Annotated in this window: 12 protein-coding genes; 5 read left to right on the forward strand and 7 right to left on the reverse strand. The window is 66.2% G+C overall.

All coding sequences use genetic code 11. From position 1 onward, the window contains the following. Positions 1 to 41: 41 nt before the first annotated feature. Positions 42 to 4,898, forward strand: coding sequence for a PAS domain S-box protein (locus ACTPOI_RS16515; RefSeq protein WP_440110724.1), 4,857 nt, complete (start codon positions 42 to 44; stop codon positions 4,896 to 4,898). A gap of 18 nt (positions 4,899 to 4,916) precedes the next feature. Then, the gene (locus ACTPOI_RS16520) at positions 4,917 to 6,047 is read left to right on the forward strand and encodes a response regulator (RefSeq protein ID WP_440110726.1); all 1,131 of its coding nucleotides are present in this window, start codon (positions 4,917 to 4,919) and stop codon (positions 6,045 to 6,047) included. A 101-nt stretch (positions 6,048 to 6,148) separates the two neighbouring features. Here the strand turns inward: ACTPOI_RS16520 and ACTPOI_RS16525 are convergent, their stop codons facing one another. Continuing rightward, on the reverse strand, positions 6,149 to 7,129 hold the full coding sequence (locus tag ACTPOI_RS16525; protein WP_440110728.1) for an inositol monophosphatase family protein: 981 nt from the start codon (positions 7,127 to 7,129) through the stop codon (positions 6,149 to 6,151). Positions 7,130 to 7,291: 162 nt separating this feature from the next. On the opposite strand from ACTPOI_RS16525, the gene ACTPOI_RS16530 reads away from it, so the two are divergent. Beyond that, positions 7,292 to 8,095 (forward strand): RNA methyltransferase, encoded by an 804-nt coding sequence (locus ACTPOI_RS16530; RefSeq protein WP_440110730.1) that lies wholly within the window; start codon positions 7,292 to 7,294, stop codon positions 8,093 to 8,095. 32 nt (positions 8,096 to 8,127) lie between these two features. After that, entirely contained in the window at positions 8,128 to 8,907 is a 780-nt protein-coding gene (gene cysE / locus ACTPOI_RS16535) for a serine O-acetyltransferase (RefSeq protein ID WP_440110732.1), read from the forward strand. A gap of 52 nt (positions 8,908 to 8,959) precedes the next feature. On the opposite strand, the gene ACTPOI_RS16540 is transcribed toward cysE, so the two are convergent. The 3 genes from ACTPOI_RS16540 to yjgA all read right to left on the reverse strand — a co-directional run bounded on the left by ACTPOI_RS16540 (position 8,960) and on the right by yjgA (position 11,324). Next, positions 8,960 to 9,934 (reverse strand): hypothetical protein, encoded by a 975-nt coding sequence (locus ACTPOI_RS16540; RefSeq protein ID WP_440110734.1) that lies wholly within the window; start codon positions 9,932 to 9,934, stop codon positions 8,960 to 8,962. A gap of 111 nt (positions 9,935 to 10,045) precedes the next feature. Continuing rightward, positions 10,046 to 10,657 (reverse strand): molybdopterin adenylyltransferase, encoded by a 612-nt coding sequence (mog, locus tag ACTPOI_RS16545; protein WP_440110736.1) that lies wholly within the window; start codon positions 10,655 to 10,657, stop codon positions 10,046 to 10,048. Continuing rightward, a complete protein-coding gene (gene yjgA / locus ACTPOI_RS16550) occupies positions 10,650 to 11,324 on the reverse strand; it encodes a ribosome biogenesis factor YjgA (protein WP_440110738.1) in 675 nt (224 codons plus the stop codon). Before yjgA ends, mog begins: the two co-directional genes overlap by 8 nt. Positions 11,325 to 11,388: 64 nt before the next feature. On the opposite strand from yjgA, the gene pmbA reads away from it, so the two are divergent. Next, the gene (gene pmbA / locus ACTPOI_RS16555; RefSeq protein WP_440110740.1) at positions 11,389 to 12,834 is read left to right on the forward strand and encodes a metalloprotease PmbA; all 1,446 of its coding nucleotides are present in this window, start codon (positions 11,389 to 11,391) and stop codon (positions 12,832 to 12,834) included. Between the two features lie 51 nt (positions 12,835 to 12,885). Here the strand turns inward: pmbA and ACTPOI_RS16560 are convergent, their stop codons facing one another. From ACTPOI_RS16560 to ACTPOI_RS16570, 3 genes are read right to left on the reverse strand one after another with little or no spacing between them, the layout of a single operon-like run. After that, positions 12,886 to 14,448: a cryptochrome/photolyase family protein gene (locus tag ACTPOI_RS16560; protein ID WP_440110742.1), complete on the reverse strand. Its 1,563-nt coding sequence runs from the start codon at positions 14,446 to 14,448 to the stop codon at positions 12,886 to 12,888. Beyond that, positions 14,445 to 15,761, reverse strand: a complete 1,317-nt coding sequence (locus tag ACTPOI_RS16565) for a DASH family cryptochrome (protein WP_440110744.1) — start codon at positions 15,759 to 15,761, stop codon at positions 14,445 to 14,447. The genes ACTPOI_RS16560 and ACTPOI_RS16565 overlap by 4 nt, the downstream gene beginning before the upstream one ends. Beyond that, the gene (locus ACTPOI_RS16570) at positions 15,758 to 15,913 is read right to left on the reverse strand and encodes a DUF2256 domain-containing protein (protein WP_291517524.1); all 156 of its coding nucleotides are present in this window, start codon (positions 15,911 to 15,913) and stop codon (positions 15,758 to 15,760) included. Before ACTPOI_RS16570 ends, ACTPOI_RS16565 begins: the two co-directional genes overlap by 4 nt. Between the last annotated feature and the right edge of the window lie 18 nt (positions 15,914 to 15,931).

Below are 15,931 nucleotides of genomic sequence, written 5' to 3' on the forward strand. Positions count from 1 at the left end.
ATCACCGCGCCTTGCGTGTGGCAGGGTGAATGGCTGATCCCATGGACAAGATTGGCGCGGTCGAGTCGGGTTTTCTGGTGGACGGGTTGCGCGCCCGGCACGGGCCTTCGGGCCTTCGGTTGCTGCTCATCGTGGCGGCCATGTCGTTGCTGGGAGCCTGGCTTGTGGTGCAGGCTGTGGCGCACGGGCGTGCTGCTGACCGTGCCGAAGCCCGGGCAGCGCTGCTGCGGGAAACGACCGACGCCCTGGTCAGCCACACCACGGGGGACCGCATCCTGGGCGCGGTGTCGCTGCTGGGGTTGAGCGAGCCGCTCCTCAAGGACATTGCGCGTGGCCGCCTCGCGCAGGACGACTCGCGCGTGTTATCCCGGCTGGCAGTGGCGCGGGGGCGGTTTCTGGTCAGCGGCGTGTATGTGATTGCGGCCGATGGCACGGTGATGGCCCACGAGACGGCGGGCGAGCGGTCCACAGGCCGCAATCTGGCGTTCAGGCCTTATTTCCAGCAGGCCATCAACGGCGCCATCAGCGTGTATGCAGCGGTGGGCAGCACTTCGCGCGAGCGCGGGCTGTACTACGCGGCGCCGCTGTATGAAGGCGAAACCCCATCGGGCAGCATCATTGGCGTGGTGATGTTCAAGGCAAGTTTCGACACCGTCGACCTGCTGCTCAAGCGCTCGGGGTTCACCACATTGCTGCTTTCGCCGCAGGGGGTGGCCTTTGCCGCCACGCGCACCGACTGGGAGTTTGCCGTGGCGCCCCCGCTCACGCAGGCACGCATCGATGCCATTCGTGCGTCGAGACAGTTCGGCAGCCACTTCGACAACGGCCTTGCGTCGGCGCTGCCTTTTGAGCCCGATGCGGATGAGGCAGTTTTAAACGGTGTGCCCTACGCGGTAGACCGCCGCGCACTGGACTGGAACGATCCCGGCGGTCAATGGCAGCTGGTCATGCTGGACGACATCAGCGCCCTGATGCCGCTGACCCACCGGCTGTGGTGGGGCGCTGGCGCTTTTGTGGCGCTGTGCCTGCTGGGGCTTTTGCTGCTGGACCTGGTGGGAAGCCGCCTGCGTGTGCGCGATGCCCGCGAGCGCTTTCGGCTGCTGGGCGCGGCGCTGGAGAACAGCCCGGTCTCCGTCGTGATCACCAACGGCGACGGCCTGATCGACTGGGTGAACCCGCAATACGAGCGCAATACGGGCTACACGCTGGCTGAGGTGCGCGGCCACAAGCCTTCCATCGTCTCCAGTGGCCAGACCCCGGCACACACCTACCAGGCCATGTGGTCGGCGCTGCTGTCTCGGCAGTCGTGGCGCGGCCAGTTCGTCAATCGCCGCAAGGATGGCAGCGTCTACCACGATGAAGCGACGCTGTCGGCGGTGCTGGACTGGCGCGGCAGGCGCATCGGCATCGTGGGCCTGCATGAGGACGTGACCGAGCGCATCCGTGCGCAGGAGGAACTGCAGCGGCGCGAGCTTCTGCTCAATGAACTGCTGGAGCAGCAGACGGCGATCTTTGACAACGCGCCCCCCATCTTGCTCGTATGCGACGGACGGTTCCGGCAATTCAACCCTGCCTTCATGGAGCTGATGGGTGGCACTGCACCGCAGCTGCAGGGTATGGAGGTCTCGCGGCTGCTGGGCGGGGCCGGCCGTGCCGAGCAGTTTCTGGCGCAGGCGGCCGCTCGCTTGGCAGCCCGGCGCGCCGTACGGGAAAGCGCCACGCTTTACCGGCTCGATGGCAGCCAGTTCGAGGCGCGCCTGGCCGGCCGCACGCTCAAGATGGAGGGTGTGGGGCTGGCGTCCATCTGGGTGATCGAGGACGTGACCGAGCAGCGTGCAGCGGAGCTGGCGGTGCGGCGAGCGAGCGAGCGTCTTGAAATAGCGCAGGAGGCCGGGAAAATCGGTGTGTTCGATGTCGACCCTGTATCGGACACCGTTCTGTGGAGCGACAAGCTGATTGCCATGTTCGGCCTGCCGCCGGGCACCCAGGTGCGCAGCACCAGCGACTGGGCCGATCGCCTGCATCCAGAGGATCGGGAACGGGCCGTGCAGCACATCGCGCAGGCCATCGCCGGTACCGGCAGCTATGTGCGTGATTCATGGCGTATCGTGCGGCCTGACGGCTCGGTGCCATGGTTCCTGTCTGCGGCACGGATCTTCCGCGACGATGCCGGGCGTGCCGTGCGCGTGGTGGGCGTCAACGTCGATATCCACGACCAGAAGTTGCTGGAGGCCAAGGTGGCTGAGCAACTCGATTTCCAGCAGGCATTGATCGATGCCGTGCCGGTGCCGCTTTTCTACAAGGACGCCGATGGCCGTTACCTGGGCTTCAACCGGGCGTACGAGCAGGCCTTTGGCATCCGGCGCGAAGAGCTCATCGGCAAGACCGTGCTCGACCTCGACTACCTGTCGGAGCAAGACCGCGCCCGTTTCGACGCGGATGCACGCGAGGCGTTGCAGGGAGAGAGATCGGTGCACAAGGTGGTGGATCTGCCGTACGCAGACGGCAAGACCCACCACACGCTTTTCTGGCTGCATGGGTTTTCGCGGGCCGATGGCTCGCCGGGCGGCGCCATCGGCACTTTCGTGGACATCTCGGACCGCCAGGAGGCCGAGCAGGAACTGCGCCGGGCCAAGGAGCTTGCCGAAGAGTCCACGGCCCTCAAGTCGACCTTCCTGGCCAATATGAGCCACGAAATCCGCACGCCCATGAACGCCATCATCGGCATGTCGCACCTGGCGCTGCGCTCGGGCCTGAGCCCGCGCCAGCACGACTATGTGAGCAAGATCCAGCAGGCCGGGCAACACCTGCTGGGCGTCATCAACGACATCCTCGACTTTTCCAAGATCGAGGCCGGCAAGCTGGAGGTCGAGAACCGGCCGTTCGTGCTTGACCGCATGCTGGAGAGCGTGAGCGATGTGGTGGGCTACAAGGCCGGTGCCAAAGGCCTGGAGCTGGTGTGCGATGTGGGCGCCGATGTGCCCCCCAACCTGGTGGGGGACTCGTTGCGGTTGGGACAGATCCTGATCAACTACGCCAACAACGCCATCAAGTTCACCGAGCAGGGTGAGATCAGCATTGCGGTGCGCCTGCACGATGACCTGGGCGACACGGTGGTACTGCGCTTTGAGGTGCGCGACACAGGCATCGGGCTCAGCACCGAGCAGATTGGCCGGCTCTTTCAGAGCTTCCAGCAGGCCGATACCTCGACCACGCGCCGCTACGGTGGCACCGGCCTGGGCCTGGCCATCTGCAAGAGCCTGGCGGAGCTCATGCACGGAGAGGTGGGTGTGCACAGTACCCCGGGGCGGGGCTCCACCTTTTTCCTCACGGTTCCCCTGCAACGCGGCGCGCCCGCGCGCCAGCTGGTGCCTCCGCCCGACCTGCGCGGTCAGCGGGTGCTGGTGGTGGACGACAACCACACCGCGGCCACGGTGCTGTCAGACATGCTCCAGTCCATGGGCTTCATCGTCGAGCAGGCGCACTCCGGCCTGCAGGCGCTGAGCCGCCTGCGCGAATCGATGGCGCAGGGCCGGCACTTCGGGTTGCTGCTGCTGGACTGGCACATGCCGGGCATGGACGGGGTCGAACTGGCGGGCCACATCCGTGCGCTGGGCATGGAGCGGGTGCCGCAGATGCTCATGGTCACCGCCTATGGCCGTGAGGACGTGATGCGGGCGGCGCGGGCTCAAGGCATCGAGACGGTGCTCATCAAGCCCGTCAACGCATCACTGCTATTCGACACGCTCATGCAGCCCAGCGAGCACTCCATCGGGTCTGCCGCGAGCGCGGCTGCGGCCCCGCCTGCGGCGGACCAACTGCCGCTGGAGCTGCGCGGCGCCCATGTGCTGCTGGTGGAGGACAACGAACTCAACCAGATGGTGGCGGTGGAGCTTTTGCACGACGCAGGCTTTGCGGTCGATGTAGCCGAGAACGGGCAGGTGGCCATCGACCTTGCAGATCGCAAGCACTACGACCTGGTGCTGATGGACATGCAGATGCCGGTGATGGATGGCGAGGCCGCAACGCGCGCCCTGCGCGCGGACCCGCGCCATGCGCAGCTCCCCATCATCGCCATGACCGCCAACGCGATGGAAGCAGACCGCCAGCGCTGCTTTGCTGCGGGCATGAACGACCACGTGGCCAAGCCCATAGAGCCGGCTGCGCTGTGGGCGGCGCTCGCCCGCTGGATACGCCCCAGGCCGGGCCTGGGGCAGTTGCTGGCGGGCCCGGCAGTGCATACGGGTGCCCGCGATGACATCCGTGCCGACGCAGCGCAAGCAGCGCCGCAGGTCAGCCTTCCTGTCGTGCCCGGGCTCGACACCATGCTGGGTCAGCAGCGCGCGTTGGGCAACCCTGCGCTGTATCTGCAATTGCTGTGCCGGTTCGCCAGCGGCCAGGCAGACGTCGTAGCGCGCCTGCAGCAGGCGCTGGCCGAACAGGACACGGCACTGGCAGAGCGGCTGGCGCATACCTTGCGTTCCGTCGCCGCGAACATCGGCGCGCAAGCCGTGTCCGAGCGCGCCCAGGCCGTGGAAGCCGCCCTGCGCGGCGGGGCAACCACTGCGGTGCCGCTCCTGGAGGCGCTTGCGGCAGCGCTGGAGCCATTGCTTGCAGGACTGCACGAGTGGCAGGCGCAGGCCGCTGGCCTGGACGCGGCCGCGGTCGCGGTGCTGCCTGCCAACGAGCAGGCCGTGGCAGATCCGGCCGAAGTATTGACCCACCTGCGTGCACTGCTTGCGCAGGACGACCCCGCTGCCACGGAGTTTTTTCAGCACAATATCCCGGTGCTGGCAAGTTTGATGGGAAGCGCCTTCGACAGGGTCGAGACGCACATCCTCAACTTTGATTTCGATCTGGCTCTGGACATGCTGCCGCCCGACGAGCCGCCCCCCTGAAACACGCAGGACACTCCCATGGACAACGCGCCTTTTGCTTCCAGTCAGGCTAGCTTGGTCGACAAGCCCATTGCCACGATCCTGGTGGTGGACGACACGCCCGACAACCTGACGCTGATGGGAACGCTCCTCAAGGAGCACTACACGGTGAAGGTGGCCAACAGCGGCGAAAAGGCGCTGCGCATCGCGCAATCGGCCCCGCAGCCGGACCTGATCCTCCTGGACATCGTGATGCCCGGGCTCGACGGCTACGAGGTGTGCCGTCAGCTCAAGGACAACGCCGCCACGCGCAACATCCCGGTGATCTTCCTCACGGCGCGCTCCGACACTGACGACGAGCGCGCTGGCCTCGCACTGGGGGCGGTGGACTACATCACCAAACCCATCAGCCCGCCCATCCTGCTCGCGCGTGTGAACACCCACCTTGCGCTCAAGGCCACAGCAGACTTCCTGCGCGACAAGAGTGCCTATCTGGAGCGCGAAGTGGCGATGCGCACCCTGGAGGTGCAGGCGATCCAGGACGTGACCATCATGGCGATGACCTCGCTGGCCGAAACCCGTGACAACGAGACCGGCAACCACATTCGCCGCACACAGCTGTACGTGAAGGCGCTGGCCGAGCGGCTGCGGCACCATCCCCGCTTCGAGCATCTCCTGAACGACCGGATGATCGACCTGCTGTACAAGTCGGCGCCGCTGCATGACATCGGAAAGATCGGCATACCCGACAGCATCCTCCTGAAACCCGGCAAGCTGACGGTGGAAGAGTTCGAGGTGATGAAGACCCACACCACGCTGGGGCGCGACGCCATCGAAGACGCCGAGCGCCGCCTGGGCATGCGGGTGGCGTTTCTGAGCGTGTCCAAGGAGATCGCCTACAGCCACCAGGAAAAGTGGGATGGCACGGGCTACCCGCTAGGGCTGGCGGGTGATGCCATCCCGGTATCAGCCAGGCTGATGGCGGTGGCGGATGTGTACGACGCGCTCATCAGCAAGCGGGTGTACAAGCCCGCTTTCTCGCACGACCAGGCCTGCAACACCATCATCCGCGGCAAGGGCACGCACTTCGACCCCGACATGGTCGATGCCTTTGTGGACCTTGCAGAAGATTTCCGCAAGATTGCCGAAAAGTATCCCGACCCGTCCTGACCGCAGGCGCCATCCAGGGCCCGGCATGACACGCTGTTGCGCGCGGCCCGGCTGCGCTGCTGGTCGCGCTTGACGGGCGCGCCAGCGCAATGGGGTCGATGTCAGAACGGCGCGCTGTCGTCCTTGCTGGCTGACGGTGTTGCTGCTGCGTTGCCAGGGGTGGCGGTGGGTGCCTCCGCTTCCGTGTTTGCGGCATCGTCGGCCGCATCTGCAGTGGATGCGTCGGGATCGGCAACCTGCGCGGCCTGGCGCACGGCGGCCTTGTCACCCGCGCTCGCGAACTTGCTGTACTTGCCCAGGATAGGCACCAGCTGGCCATAGATGCGCGGGCTGCCCGCCAGGCATTCGCGTTGCTCCAGAAAGTCTGCCTCGCCCGTGAAGTTGCCCACCAGGCCACCGGCTTCGGTCACCAGCAGCGAACCGGCAGCCACGTCCCAGATGGACAGGCCGGTCTCAAAGAAACCATCGGTATAGCCCGCAGCCACGTAGGCCAGGTCCAGCGCGGCAGCGCCGGGGCGGCGCAGGCCGGCGGTGCGCTGCATCACGTCGGCCATCATGTTCAGATAGCTCTTGAAGTTGTCGCCCGGGCGGAAGGGGAAGCCGGTGGAGATCAGGCAGTCCTTGAGCTGGGTGCGCTTGCTCACGCGGATGCGGCGCTCGTTCAGGTAGGCGCCGCGGCCCTTGGTGGCGGTGAACAGGTCGTTGCGGGTGGGGTCGTACACCACGGCCTGCTCGACCTTGCCCTTGACGGCCAGCGCGATGCTGACGCAGTACACGGGAAAGCCGTGGATAAAATTGGTGGTGCCGTCCAGCGGGTCGATGATCCAGACGAATTCCGAATCCTTGGCGCCGTATTCCTTGCCCGACTCTTCGGCCAGGATGCCGTGGCCGGGGTAGGCCGTGAGCAGCGTCTCGATGATGACTTTTTCGGACGCGTGGTCCACTTCGGTCACGAAGTCGTTGATCTGCTTTTGCGAGATCCGCACCGATTCCACGTCAAGGGCCGCGCGGTTGATGATGGCGCCGGCGGCGCGTGCGGCCTTGATGGCCACGTTAAGCATGGGGTGCAGGTTGGACGACATTCGGTTGTGGTGTTACGCAGCGCACCGCAAAACGGGGCGCGCTGCAAATCAGGAGCGGATCGGCACGCCCGGCGATGCGGGCGGCGACAATGAGGGCGAAATTTTACCTGTAGTGCGCGTTTTCACCTAGCTGCAGCGCTTTCCCCATTGATTGCCCCGTCCATGAAGACCCGATTCATCCTGATCAACACCAGCCACGCCGGCAACGTAGGCGCTGCCGCGCGCGCGATGAAAACCATGGGCTTTGATGACCTGGTGCTGGTGGCCCCCCGCTGGCCCAACGTGCTGCGGCGCGAGGAAACCATCCAGCGTGCCAGCGGCGCCCTGGATGTGCTGGAGAACGCACGCATCGTCGCCACCCTGGACGAAGCGCTGGACGGGATGAGCCACCTTTGCGCCACCGCCATGACCCCGCGCGACTTCGGCCCGCCCACCAGCGCTCCCCGCCAGCATTTCGAGATGCTATTAAAAAGAGAGCGGTCAGGCATTATGAATGCTGGACTGCAGGCCGAAAACACCAAAAATCCAGAGAATCACGAAGATTTGCCGCGTGTGCAGGCCGGCGTCGCCTTCCTGTTTGGCTCGGAGCGCTTTGGCATGGCCAATGAGGATGTTTACCGATGCCACGTGGCACTGTCTATTCCGACCAACCCGGGCTTCGGGTCGCTCAACCTGGGTGCCGCCATCCAGGTCATCGCCTACGAATGGCGCCAGGCGCTGGGCAGCTTTGCGGTGCCTGATGCCGCGCCAGCCCGCCTCGCCGCCGACGCCGCCCAGGTGGCCGGCATGCTGGCCCACTGGGAACAGGCCCTGACGCAGATCGGCTTTCTCGACCCCGCCGCACCCAAGAAGCTCATGCCGCGCCTTAACCAGCTTTTCAACCGGGCGCAGCTCGCCCCCGAGGAAATCCACATCCTGCGCGGTGTCGCCAAAGCCATGATCGAGGCCGCAGAGGCAAAACGCTAGACTGCCAGCCCCACGAGAAAAAGAAACCGCCCATGTTCGATCGCCTGCGTTCCGATATCCAGTGCATCCTCGACCGCGATCCTGCTGCCCGCAGCACGTGGGAGGTGATCACCTGCTACCCGGGCCTGCACGCCATCTGGCTGCACCGCCCGGCGCACTGGTTCTGGAACAACGGGTTCAAGTGGCTGGGCCGCTTCACATCGCACTTTGCGCGCTGGTTCACCGGTATCGAGATCCACCCCGGCGCAAAGATCGGCGAACGCGTTTTCTTCGACCACGCTATGGGTGTGGTGGTGGGCGAGACGGCCGAGATCGGTGATGGCTGCACCATTTACCAAGGCGTCACGCTGGGCGGCACCTCGCTGTACAAGGGCGCCAAGCGCCACCCCACGCTGGGCAAGGACGTGGTGGTCAGTGCTGGCGCAAAGGTGCTGGGCGGCTTTGAAGTGGGTGACGGCGCGAAGATCGGCAGCAACGCCGTGGTCATCAAGCCCGTGCCCCCGGGTGCCACGGCCGTCGGCATCCCGGCGCGCATCATCCCGTCCAAGGCCGGCGAAAGCGCCGACGTGACCGAGCCCCAGCAGGCCCGCAAGTTCACGGCCTACGGCATCACGCAGGAAGACGACCCGCTGTCGCAGGCCATGCGCGGCCTGATCGACAACGCGTCGTCGCAGGAGCACCAGATTGCGCTGCTGTGGCAGGCCATCGAAAAGCTGTCTGCCAACCCGCAGAACAAGGACTGCGTGCCCTGCGACGCGGCGCTCAAGGAGCAGTTCGAAGCGGGCAGGCTCAACGAGCTGGTGGGGAAGTAGCAGCGGGCTGCGGTGTGTCGCCCCGACTCGTTGCATGCCCCCGCTGCAGCCGCTATTTCTTTTGTTCGTAGAACTTGCGCAGCGGCGGATCGAACAGTTCGTGGTCCAGTTGCCACAGGCCCATGGGGCCGTGGAGAAACGGGATGGCGTATTCGCTGCCCACCGGGAACTGTTGCCAGTAGTCCTTGCCCCGTGGGAAACGCATCACCGGCAGTCCCAGCGCGGGGTCGACGGGCTCCAGCCGTGCGACTGCCACGATGCGGTATCGGTACTCTTGCGAAGGCGCACCGGCCAGCCACTGGTCGACCCGTTTGGCACCCGGCAAGGCCGCTCCCAGGAGAGCGGGCATCAGCAGCGCGACCAGCCCCCAGGATTCCATGGATGGGACACTGCCACGGCGCAGCCATTGAAAGGTCACGAACCCGAGGGTGCCGGTGGCGAGCAATGCGGCGGCCATCACCGGGGGGCTGAAGATCAGGGATGCAATCTGGGCGTCGGTCAGCTCGTAGCGGTTGATCGCGAAGGAGTCGATCATGCTGAAGAAGAACAGGCCGAAGAACGCCACAATCGTGGCAACGCTGCGCGGGCTTTTTTCCAGCGCGAAATCGGCGGTTTTTTCTTCGTCGAACTCGAGCGCAGGGAAGGCGCCAGCCAGCATGTCGCGCAGTGCTGACCGCGACTCCAGGACGTTTCGGTTGTCCGCGCAAAAGAGCAGGCTCCCTTGCGGACTGACGCATTCAGCCCAGTAAAAAGGTCCCTTGGACATCTGGCGACCCAGCCATTGGATCGTGACGTCGCTTTTGTTCAGGACTATGTCGATGCTCTGTTTATTGCTGAGCCGAAACCCCAAAAAGCGGATCTTGTCGTCCTCGTCGATCAGGGCACCGGTGGCCTCGACAGGAGAAAAACGCCAGAAGCGCTGGTGGTAGCTGGGCCTTGCCAGGTGAATACGCCAAAAGCGCTTCCCCCGCAACGGCTTGACCAAGGCGTCTTGCAGCTTCTTTTGTTGCCGGTTCTGCCACAGCACCCACACCAGGCAGGCGACCGCAAAAAGCTGAATTATGTAGATCATTCAACCCTCCCTCTCATGTTTTGGGGGGCGATCTTATCGCGCAGAGGGGAGGCTAAAAGACGGTCCTTATGGCCTGGGAGCCCGCACCGCGTTCTTCGGCCTAAACGCCTTGCACACCTCGTCCCGCGTTTCCATGTAGGGCCCGCCGATCAGGTCGACGCAGTAGGGCACGGCCGCAAAGATGCCCGGCACGACCTGCTTGCCGTCAGCGTCCTTCAGGCCTTCCAGCGTCTCGGCAATCGCCTTGGGCTGGCCTGGCAGGTTGATGATCAGGCTCTGGCCACGCACCACCGCCACCTGGCGCGAGAGGATGGCCGTGGGTACGAACTTCAGGCTGATCTGGCGCATCTGCTCGCCAAAGCCGGGCATTTCCTTGTGTGCCACGGCGAGGGTGGCCTCCGGTGTCACGTCGCGCAGGGCTGGCCCGGTGCCGCCGGTGGTCAGCACCAGGTTGCATCCGGCGTCCACCAGTTCGATCAGCGTGGCGCTGATGCGGTCCTGCTCGTCGGGGATCAGGCGCGGCTCGAAGGTGATGGGGTTGTGCAGCGCGCGTGTGAGCCAATCCTGCAGCGCAGGCAGGCCCTTGTCTTCGTACACGCCGGTGCTGGCGCGGTCGCTGACCGAGACGATGCCGATGCGGATGGCGTCAAAGCTTTGGGTTGCCTGCGGGTCAGTCATTGAACTCGTCCTCCGCACCGGTGCTGTCGTCATCGGCCGCTGCAGGGCCGCCCAGGTGCTCGCGCACCAGCTGGAAAAGTTCGCGGTAGGCGCGGCCCTTGCGCGGGGCCAGGCCCTGCGAGACCTGCACGTTCGCCTCTTTGCCGGCAGGCTGCGCGTCCTTGCGGGCCTGGCGGATCAGGGCGCGCAGCTGCTGGGTATCGGTATCGGGGTGCTCGGCCATCCAGGGCGCCAGCGCGTCGTCGCTGGCAATCAGGCGGTCGCGCCAGTGTTCGACCAGGTGCAGCTGCATCTTTTCGGTGGCCGAGCCCTTGTGCTGCTCCTCCAGTGCCTGGCGGGCGGCCTGCACCACCTCGGGGTCGAGTTTGCGCATGAGCTTGCCCACGTACTGCATCTGGCGGCGCTTGCCCTCAAAGTTGGTGATGCGCTTGGCTTCGGCCAGGGCATCCACCAGCTTGTCGGGCAGCCCCACAGCGTTGAACAGGTCGGTGCGCAGCGTCAGCAGCTCCTTGCCCAGGTCCTGCAGCTCGTCGCTCTCGCGCTTGAGGTCGGTGCGGCTGGCATCGGGCGTGCCTTTGAGTTCGGCCTTGAGCTGGAGGTCCAGTTCGCTGCCTTCGGCAACGAACTGGCCGCGCACAAAGTAGCCTTTTTTGGGTTTGCGTGACATGGGGTGGGGGCAAAGAGAGGCGGGCGCAGGGTGCGCCGCAGTGGCAAGTATCATAGCTGCCGATATGAACAAACCCACTATTGGCGCCGTGCGCGCCGCCGGCGCCCACGCTGCCGGGACCGCCCGCACCACCCCGTCCGACGCGCCTGAACAGGGCTTCAGCTACAGCCGCCCCTTCTTTGAAGAACTGGTGGACCGCGCCCTGGCGCACGCCAAAAAGCTGGGCGCCACCGATGCGGGGGCCGAGGCCTCCGAAGGCTGCGGCCTGTCGGTCAGCGTGCGCAAGGGTGAGCTGGAAAACGTGGAACGCAACCGCGACAAGTCGCTGGGCGTCACGGTCTACATCGGCCAGCGCCGGGGCAACGCCAGCACGTCTGACTTTTCGACCCGCGCCATCGAGCAGACGGTGCAGGCGGCCTACGACATTGCCCGGTTCACTGCCGAAGACCCTGTGGCCGGCCTGCCCGACGCCGACGACATCGCCCCGCCCGAGACGCACCGCGACCTGGATCTGTTCCACCCCTGGGCCATTGACAGCGAGGGCGCTGCCCGTATCGCGATGGAGTGCGAGGCGGCAGCGCTCAAGACCCACCGGCGCATCACCAACAGCGAAGGTGCGGGCGTCTCGGCCCAGCAGAGCCACTTTTTCAGCGCCCACACGCGTGGCTTTCGCGGCGGCTATGCCAGCTCGCGCCACAGCTTTTCGGTGGCGCCCATCGCCTCGCTGCCCGGCAAGAACGCCGAGATGCAGCGCGACGCCTGGTACAGCTCCATGCGCAATGCCGACGAGCTGGCCTCACCCCAGGCCGTGGGCCGCTATGCCGCACAGCGCGCCCTGAGCCGTTTGGGCAGCCGCAAGATTCCCACCACGCAGTGCCCGGTGCTGTTTGAATCGACGCTGGCCGCAGGCCTGCTGGGTGGCTTCGTGCAGGCCGTCAGCGGCGGCTCGCTGTACCGCAAGAGCAGTTTCCTGCTCGATTCGCTGGGCAAGATGGTCTTCCCCAAGCACATCGACGTGCTGGAAGACCCGTTCATCCTGCGCGGCAAGGGCAGCTCGCCGTTTGACGACGAGGGCGTGCGCGTGGCGCCGCGCAAGGTGGTCAAGGGCGGGCGTGTGGAGGGCTATTTCCTGTCGAGCTATTCAGCGCGCAAGCTGGGCATGAAAACCACCGGCAACGCCGGCGGCTCGCACAACCTGGTCATGACCTCGCGCCTCACCCAGCCCGGTGACGACCTGGACGCCATGCTGCAAAAGCTGGGCACGGGCCTCTTCGTGGTCGAGCTGATGGGGCAGGGCGTGAACTACGTCACGGGCGACTACTCGCGCGGCGCCAGCGGCTTCTGGGTGGAAAACGGCCGCATTGCCTACCCCGTGCATGAGATCACGATTGCCGGCAACCTCAAGGACATGCTCAAGGGCATCGAGGCCGTGGGCGCAGACGCCTACAACTACGGTGCCAAGACGGTGGGCTCCATCCTTGTCAATCGCATGAAGGTGGCGGGCAGCTAAAGCCACTCTGCGCAGCGGCCGCGCCCGGCAAGGCGCGCGCTGCGCATTCCGTCAGAGGTCGTCCAGCTGGCCCAGCAGCCGCTGCGCCTGGGCCCGGATGGCAGCCGTGTCGGCCTCCGGCATCTTCTGCAGCTGCCGGTACACCAGGGCAATGCGCACGTTCTTGCCCAGCGTGCCCTCGTGGCGCAAAAAGAAATTCCAGTACAGCGCGTTGAAGGGGCAGGCAGACTCGCCCGTGCGCTGCTTGCGGTCGTACGCGCAGCCCTTGCAGTAGTCGCTCATGCGGTCGATGTAGGCTGCGCTGCTCACATACGGCTTGGTCGCCAGCAGGCCGCCGTCGGCAAACTGGCTCATGCCCAGGGTGTTGGGCAACTCCACCCATTCAAACGCGTCGATGTAGACGCCCAGGTACCAGTGGTGCACGGCCGCAGGGTCGAGCCCGGCCAGCAGCGCAAAGTTACCGATCACCATCAGCCGCTGAATGTGGTGGGCATAGGCCCCGTCGAGCGACTGGCCGACCGCGTGCGACATGCAGCGCATGCGCGTCTGGCCCGTCCAGAACCACGCGGGCAGCGGCGTGGTGTGGCCCAGCGCGTTGCGCTCGTCATACCCTGGCATCTGCGCCCAGTAGATGCCGCGCACGTATTCGCGCCAGCCCAGGATCTGCCGGATGAAGCCTTCCACTGCCGCCAGCGGCGCGTGGCCCGCCCGGTACGCGGCCTCGGCACGCTGCACCACCTCGTGCGGGCACAGCATCTTGGTGTTGAGCGCAAATGACAGCAGTGAATGGAACAGCCGCTCGCTGCGCGTGCTCATGGCGTCTTCGTACGCCCCAAAGTCGGGCAGCGTGGTGTCGATGAAGTGGTCGAGCCACGCCAGCGCCTCGGCGCGGTTGAGAGGCCAGCGCAACGCCGCGGCGTGCGGGTTGCCAAAGCTCTTGACGCCTGCGGCCTCGATGGTGGCCCACAGCGCGCTGTGGTCGTGCATGGGCCGCGCATCCGGCGGCAGGGCGGGCGTACCCGGCCAGGGCTTGCGGTTGTCGTGGTCGAAGTTCCACTGCCCGCCCTCGGGCTCGCCTGCATCGTCCATCAGCACCGCGTGGCGGGCGCGCATGCGGCGGTAGAAGCTCTCCATCAGCCACTGCTTGCGGCCCTTGAACTGCTCGGCCACCTCGGTGCGTGTGGTGTAGAAATGCTCGCTGTCAACGCAGTCCACGGCAAACGGCTGCGCCGCACTCCATTCGCGCAGCTGAGCATCCAGCCGCCATTCGTCGGGCTGCTGGTATTGCAGCCGTGTGGCGGCGTAGTGCGCCATCAGCGCCTCCAGATTCGCAGGGATCGACTGCCGGTTGCTCGCGTCGTCGATGGTCACGTAGCGCACGCGGTGTCCCGCTTCGCGCAGCTGCCGCGCCAGGTCACGCATGGCGGCAAAGATGGCCAGGATCTTCTGCGCATGGTGCAGTACGTAGTCCGTCTCTTGCCGCACCTCCATCAACACGTACACCACCCCATCGTCCGGCGTGGCAAACCAGCTGTGGTGGGGGTTGAGCTGGTCGCCCAACAGCAGGCGCAGCGTGTGGGCTGGTGCAGGCACTGCGGTACCTCCGGCCGTCATGCCGTGCCCCACATGTGGCGGTAGCTGCCGTCGGCATCGTGCTCCTGCGCCTGCTTTTGCGGGTTGAACCGCCGGCCGCCCCGTGGGTCGGTGCCGCGCCCGGCGACGTACAGCCAGTTGCCCTGGTTGCTGTAGGGGTCGTAGTCCACCAGTTGCGCCTCAAACCACGCGGCGCCGGCGCGCCAGTCGCCCTGCAGGTCATGGATGAGGTAGCTGGCCACCATCTGGCGCAGGCGGTTGCTGAGGTAGCCGGTGGTAGCCAGCTCGCGCATGGCAGCGTCGACCAGGGGCTCGCCCGTGCGGCCTTCGCACCAGCGTGCAAAGCCCAGCGGGTTGTGCGTGGGCGGTGGCAGGGTGCCCAGGCCGCGTGCGCGGTACAGCGTGCGCCCGTGCTGCAGGTGCAGAAAGCGAAAGTAGTCGCGCCACAGCAGCTCAAACCACAGCCAGTAGCTGCCGTCGTTGGCGCCGTGCGCCTGCTCGAAGGCGCGCAGTTCAGTCATCACCTGGCGGGCCGACAGCGCGCCAGTGGCCAGCCAGGGCGAGAACTTGCTGGAGTAGTCGATGCCGGTCAACCCGTTGCGCGTGGCCTTGTAGCTGTGCGGCAGCTTGCGGGCCAGGTACTGGGCCAGGTGGGCACGCGCCGCGGTCTCGCTGCCATTGAATGCCGCCAGGCCGTACGGGAAGGACGATCGCGCGTCGGTGGCACCGGCGGCGTACCGGGGCGCTGCGGGTTCCACTCCGGCTGTTGCCAGCCCGGATGCCGCCAGTACATCGATGCCCGGCGGTGGTGGCAGCAGCCGGGGCGGTTCTGCCAGCGGCAGCGGCGGCTGCACACCCTTGCGCTCCAGCCCGTTGCGAAAGGCGGTGAACACATCGGGCAGGTTGCGGGTGCCCCAGGGCAGGGCTACCGGGTCGATCAGGCTGCTGTGCCACACGGTGCGCACCTGCAGGCCGGCGGCGCGCAGCGCGGCGATCTCGTCCTGCTCGTAAGGGGCGGCGATGTCCTCGCACACCACCCGCGTGGCGCCCACGGACCGGGCCAGTGCGGGCAGCACTTGTGCGGCGCTGCCTTGCAACTGGACCAGTGGCGTACCGAGGGCGGCCAACCGGTCGGCAAGTGCCTGCACGGCCGCCGTCACAAAGGCGCGACGGTGCACACCCCACCGGGGGAAGCCCCAGGGGGTGGATTCCGCCTCGGGCGGGTGGCACACCACGGGCACCAGGTGCGTGGCGCCGCTGCGCAGTGCCACAGCCAGGGCAGGCTGGCCGTGCAAGCGCAGGTCGCTTCGGAACCAGAAGATGACCGTGCTCATGGCTGGCCCGGGGCGGTGCGCTTGCGTTCAGAGCGGCAGCGGTCCGAGCAGTACTTGACCTCGTCCCACACCTTGCTCCACTTCTTGCGCCAGGTGAACGGCAGGCCGCAGCTCTGGCAAGTTTTCTGGGGGAGGTCGTGTTTCTTGCGCATCCGGGAATCGCCTGGGGG

It is taken from the genome of Acidovorax sp. BL-A-41-H1 (assembly GCF_051942715.1).

What these genes read in the sequence shown, in the direction of transcription:
- ACTPOI_RS16515 (WP_440110724.1), top strand. Translation starts at nt 42, where the DNA reads ATGGACAAGATTGGCGCGGTCGAGTCGGGTTTTCTGGTGGACGGGTTG.
- ACTPOI_RS16520 (WP_440110726.1), top strand. Translation starts at nt 4,917, where the DNA reads ATGGACAACGCGCCTTTTGCTTCCAGTCAGGCTAGCTTGGTCGACAAG.
- ACTPOI_RS16525 (WP_440110728.1), bottom strand. Translation starts at nt 7,129, where the DNA reads ATGTCGTCCAACCTGCACCCCATGCTTAACGTGGCCATCAAGGCCGCA.
- ACTPOI_RS16530 (WP_440110730.1), top strand. Translation starts at nt 7,292, where the DNA reads ATGAAGACCCGATTCATCCTGATCAACACCAGCCACGCCGGCAACGTA.
- cysE (WP_440110732.1), top strand. Translation starts at nt 8,128, where the DNA reads ATGTTCGATCGCCTGCGTTCCGATATCCAGTGCATCCTCGACCGCGAT.
- mog (WP_440110736.1), bottom strand. Translation starts at nt 10,657, where the DNA reads ATGACTGACCCGCAGGCAACCCAAAGCTTTGACGCCATCCGCATCGGC.
- yjgA (WP_440110738.1), bottom strand. Translation starts at nt 11,324, where the DNA reads ATGTCACGCAAACCCAAAAAAGGCTACTTTGTGCGCGGCCAGTTCGTT.
- pmbA (WP_440110740.1), top strand. Translation starts at nt 11,389, where the DNA reads ATGAACAAACCCACTATTGGCGCCGTGCGCGCCGCCGGCGCCCACGCT.
- ACTPOI_RS16560 (WP_440110742.1), bottom strand. Translation starts at nt 14,448, where the DNA reads ATGACGGCCGGAGGTACCGCAGTGCCTGCACCAGCCCACACGCTGCGC.
- ACTPOI_RS16565 (WP_440110744.1), bottom strand. Translation starts at nt 15,761, where the DNA reads ATGAGCACGGTCATCTTCTGGTTCCGAAGCGACCTGCGCTTGCACGGC.
- ACTPOI_RS16570 (WP_291517524.1), bottom strand. Translation starts at nt 15,913, where the DNA reads ATGCGCAAGAAACACGACCTCCCCCAGAAAACTTGCCAGAGCTGCGGC.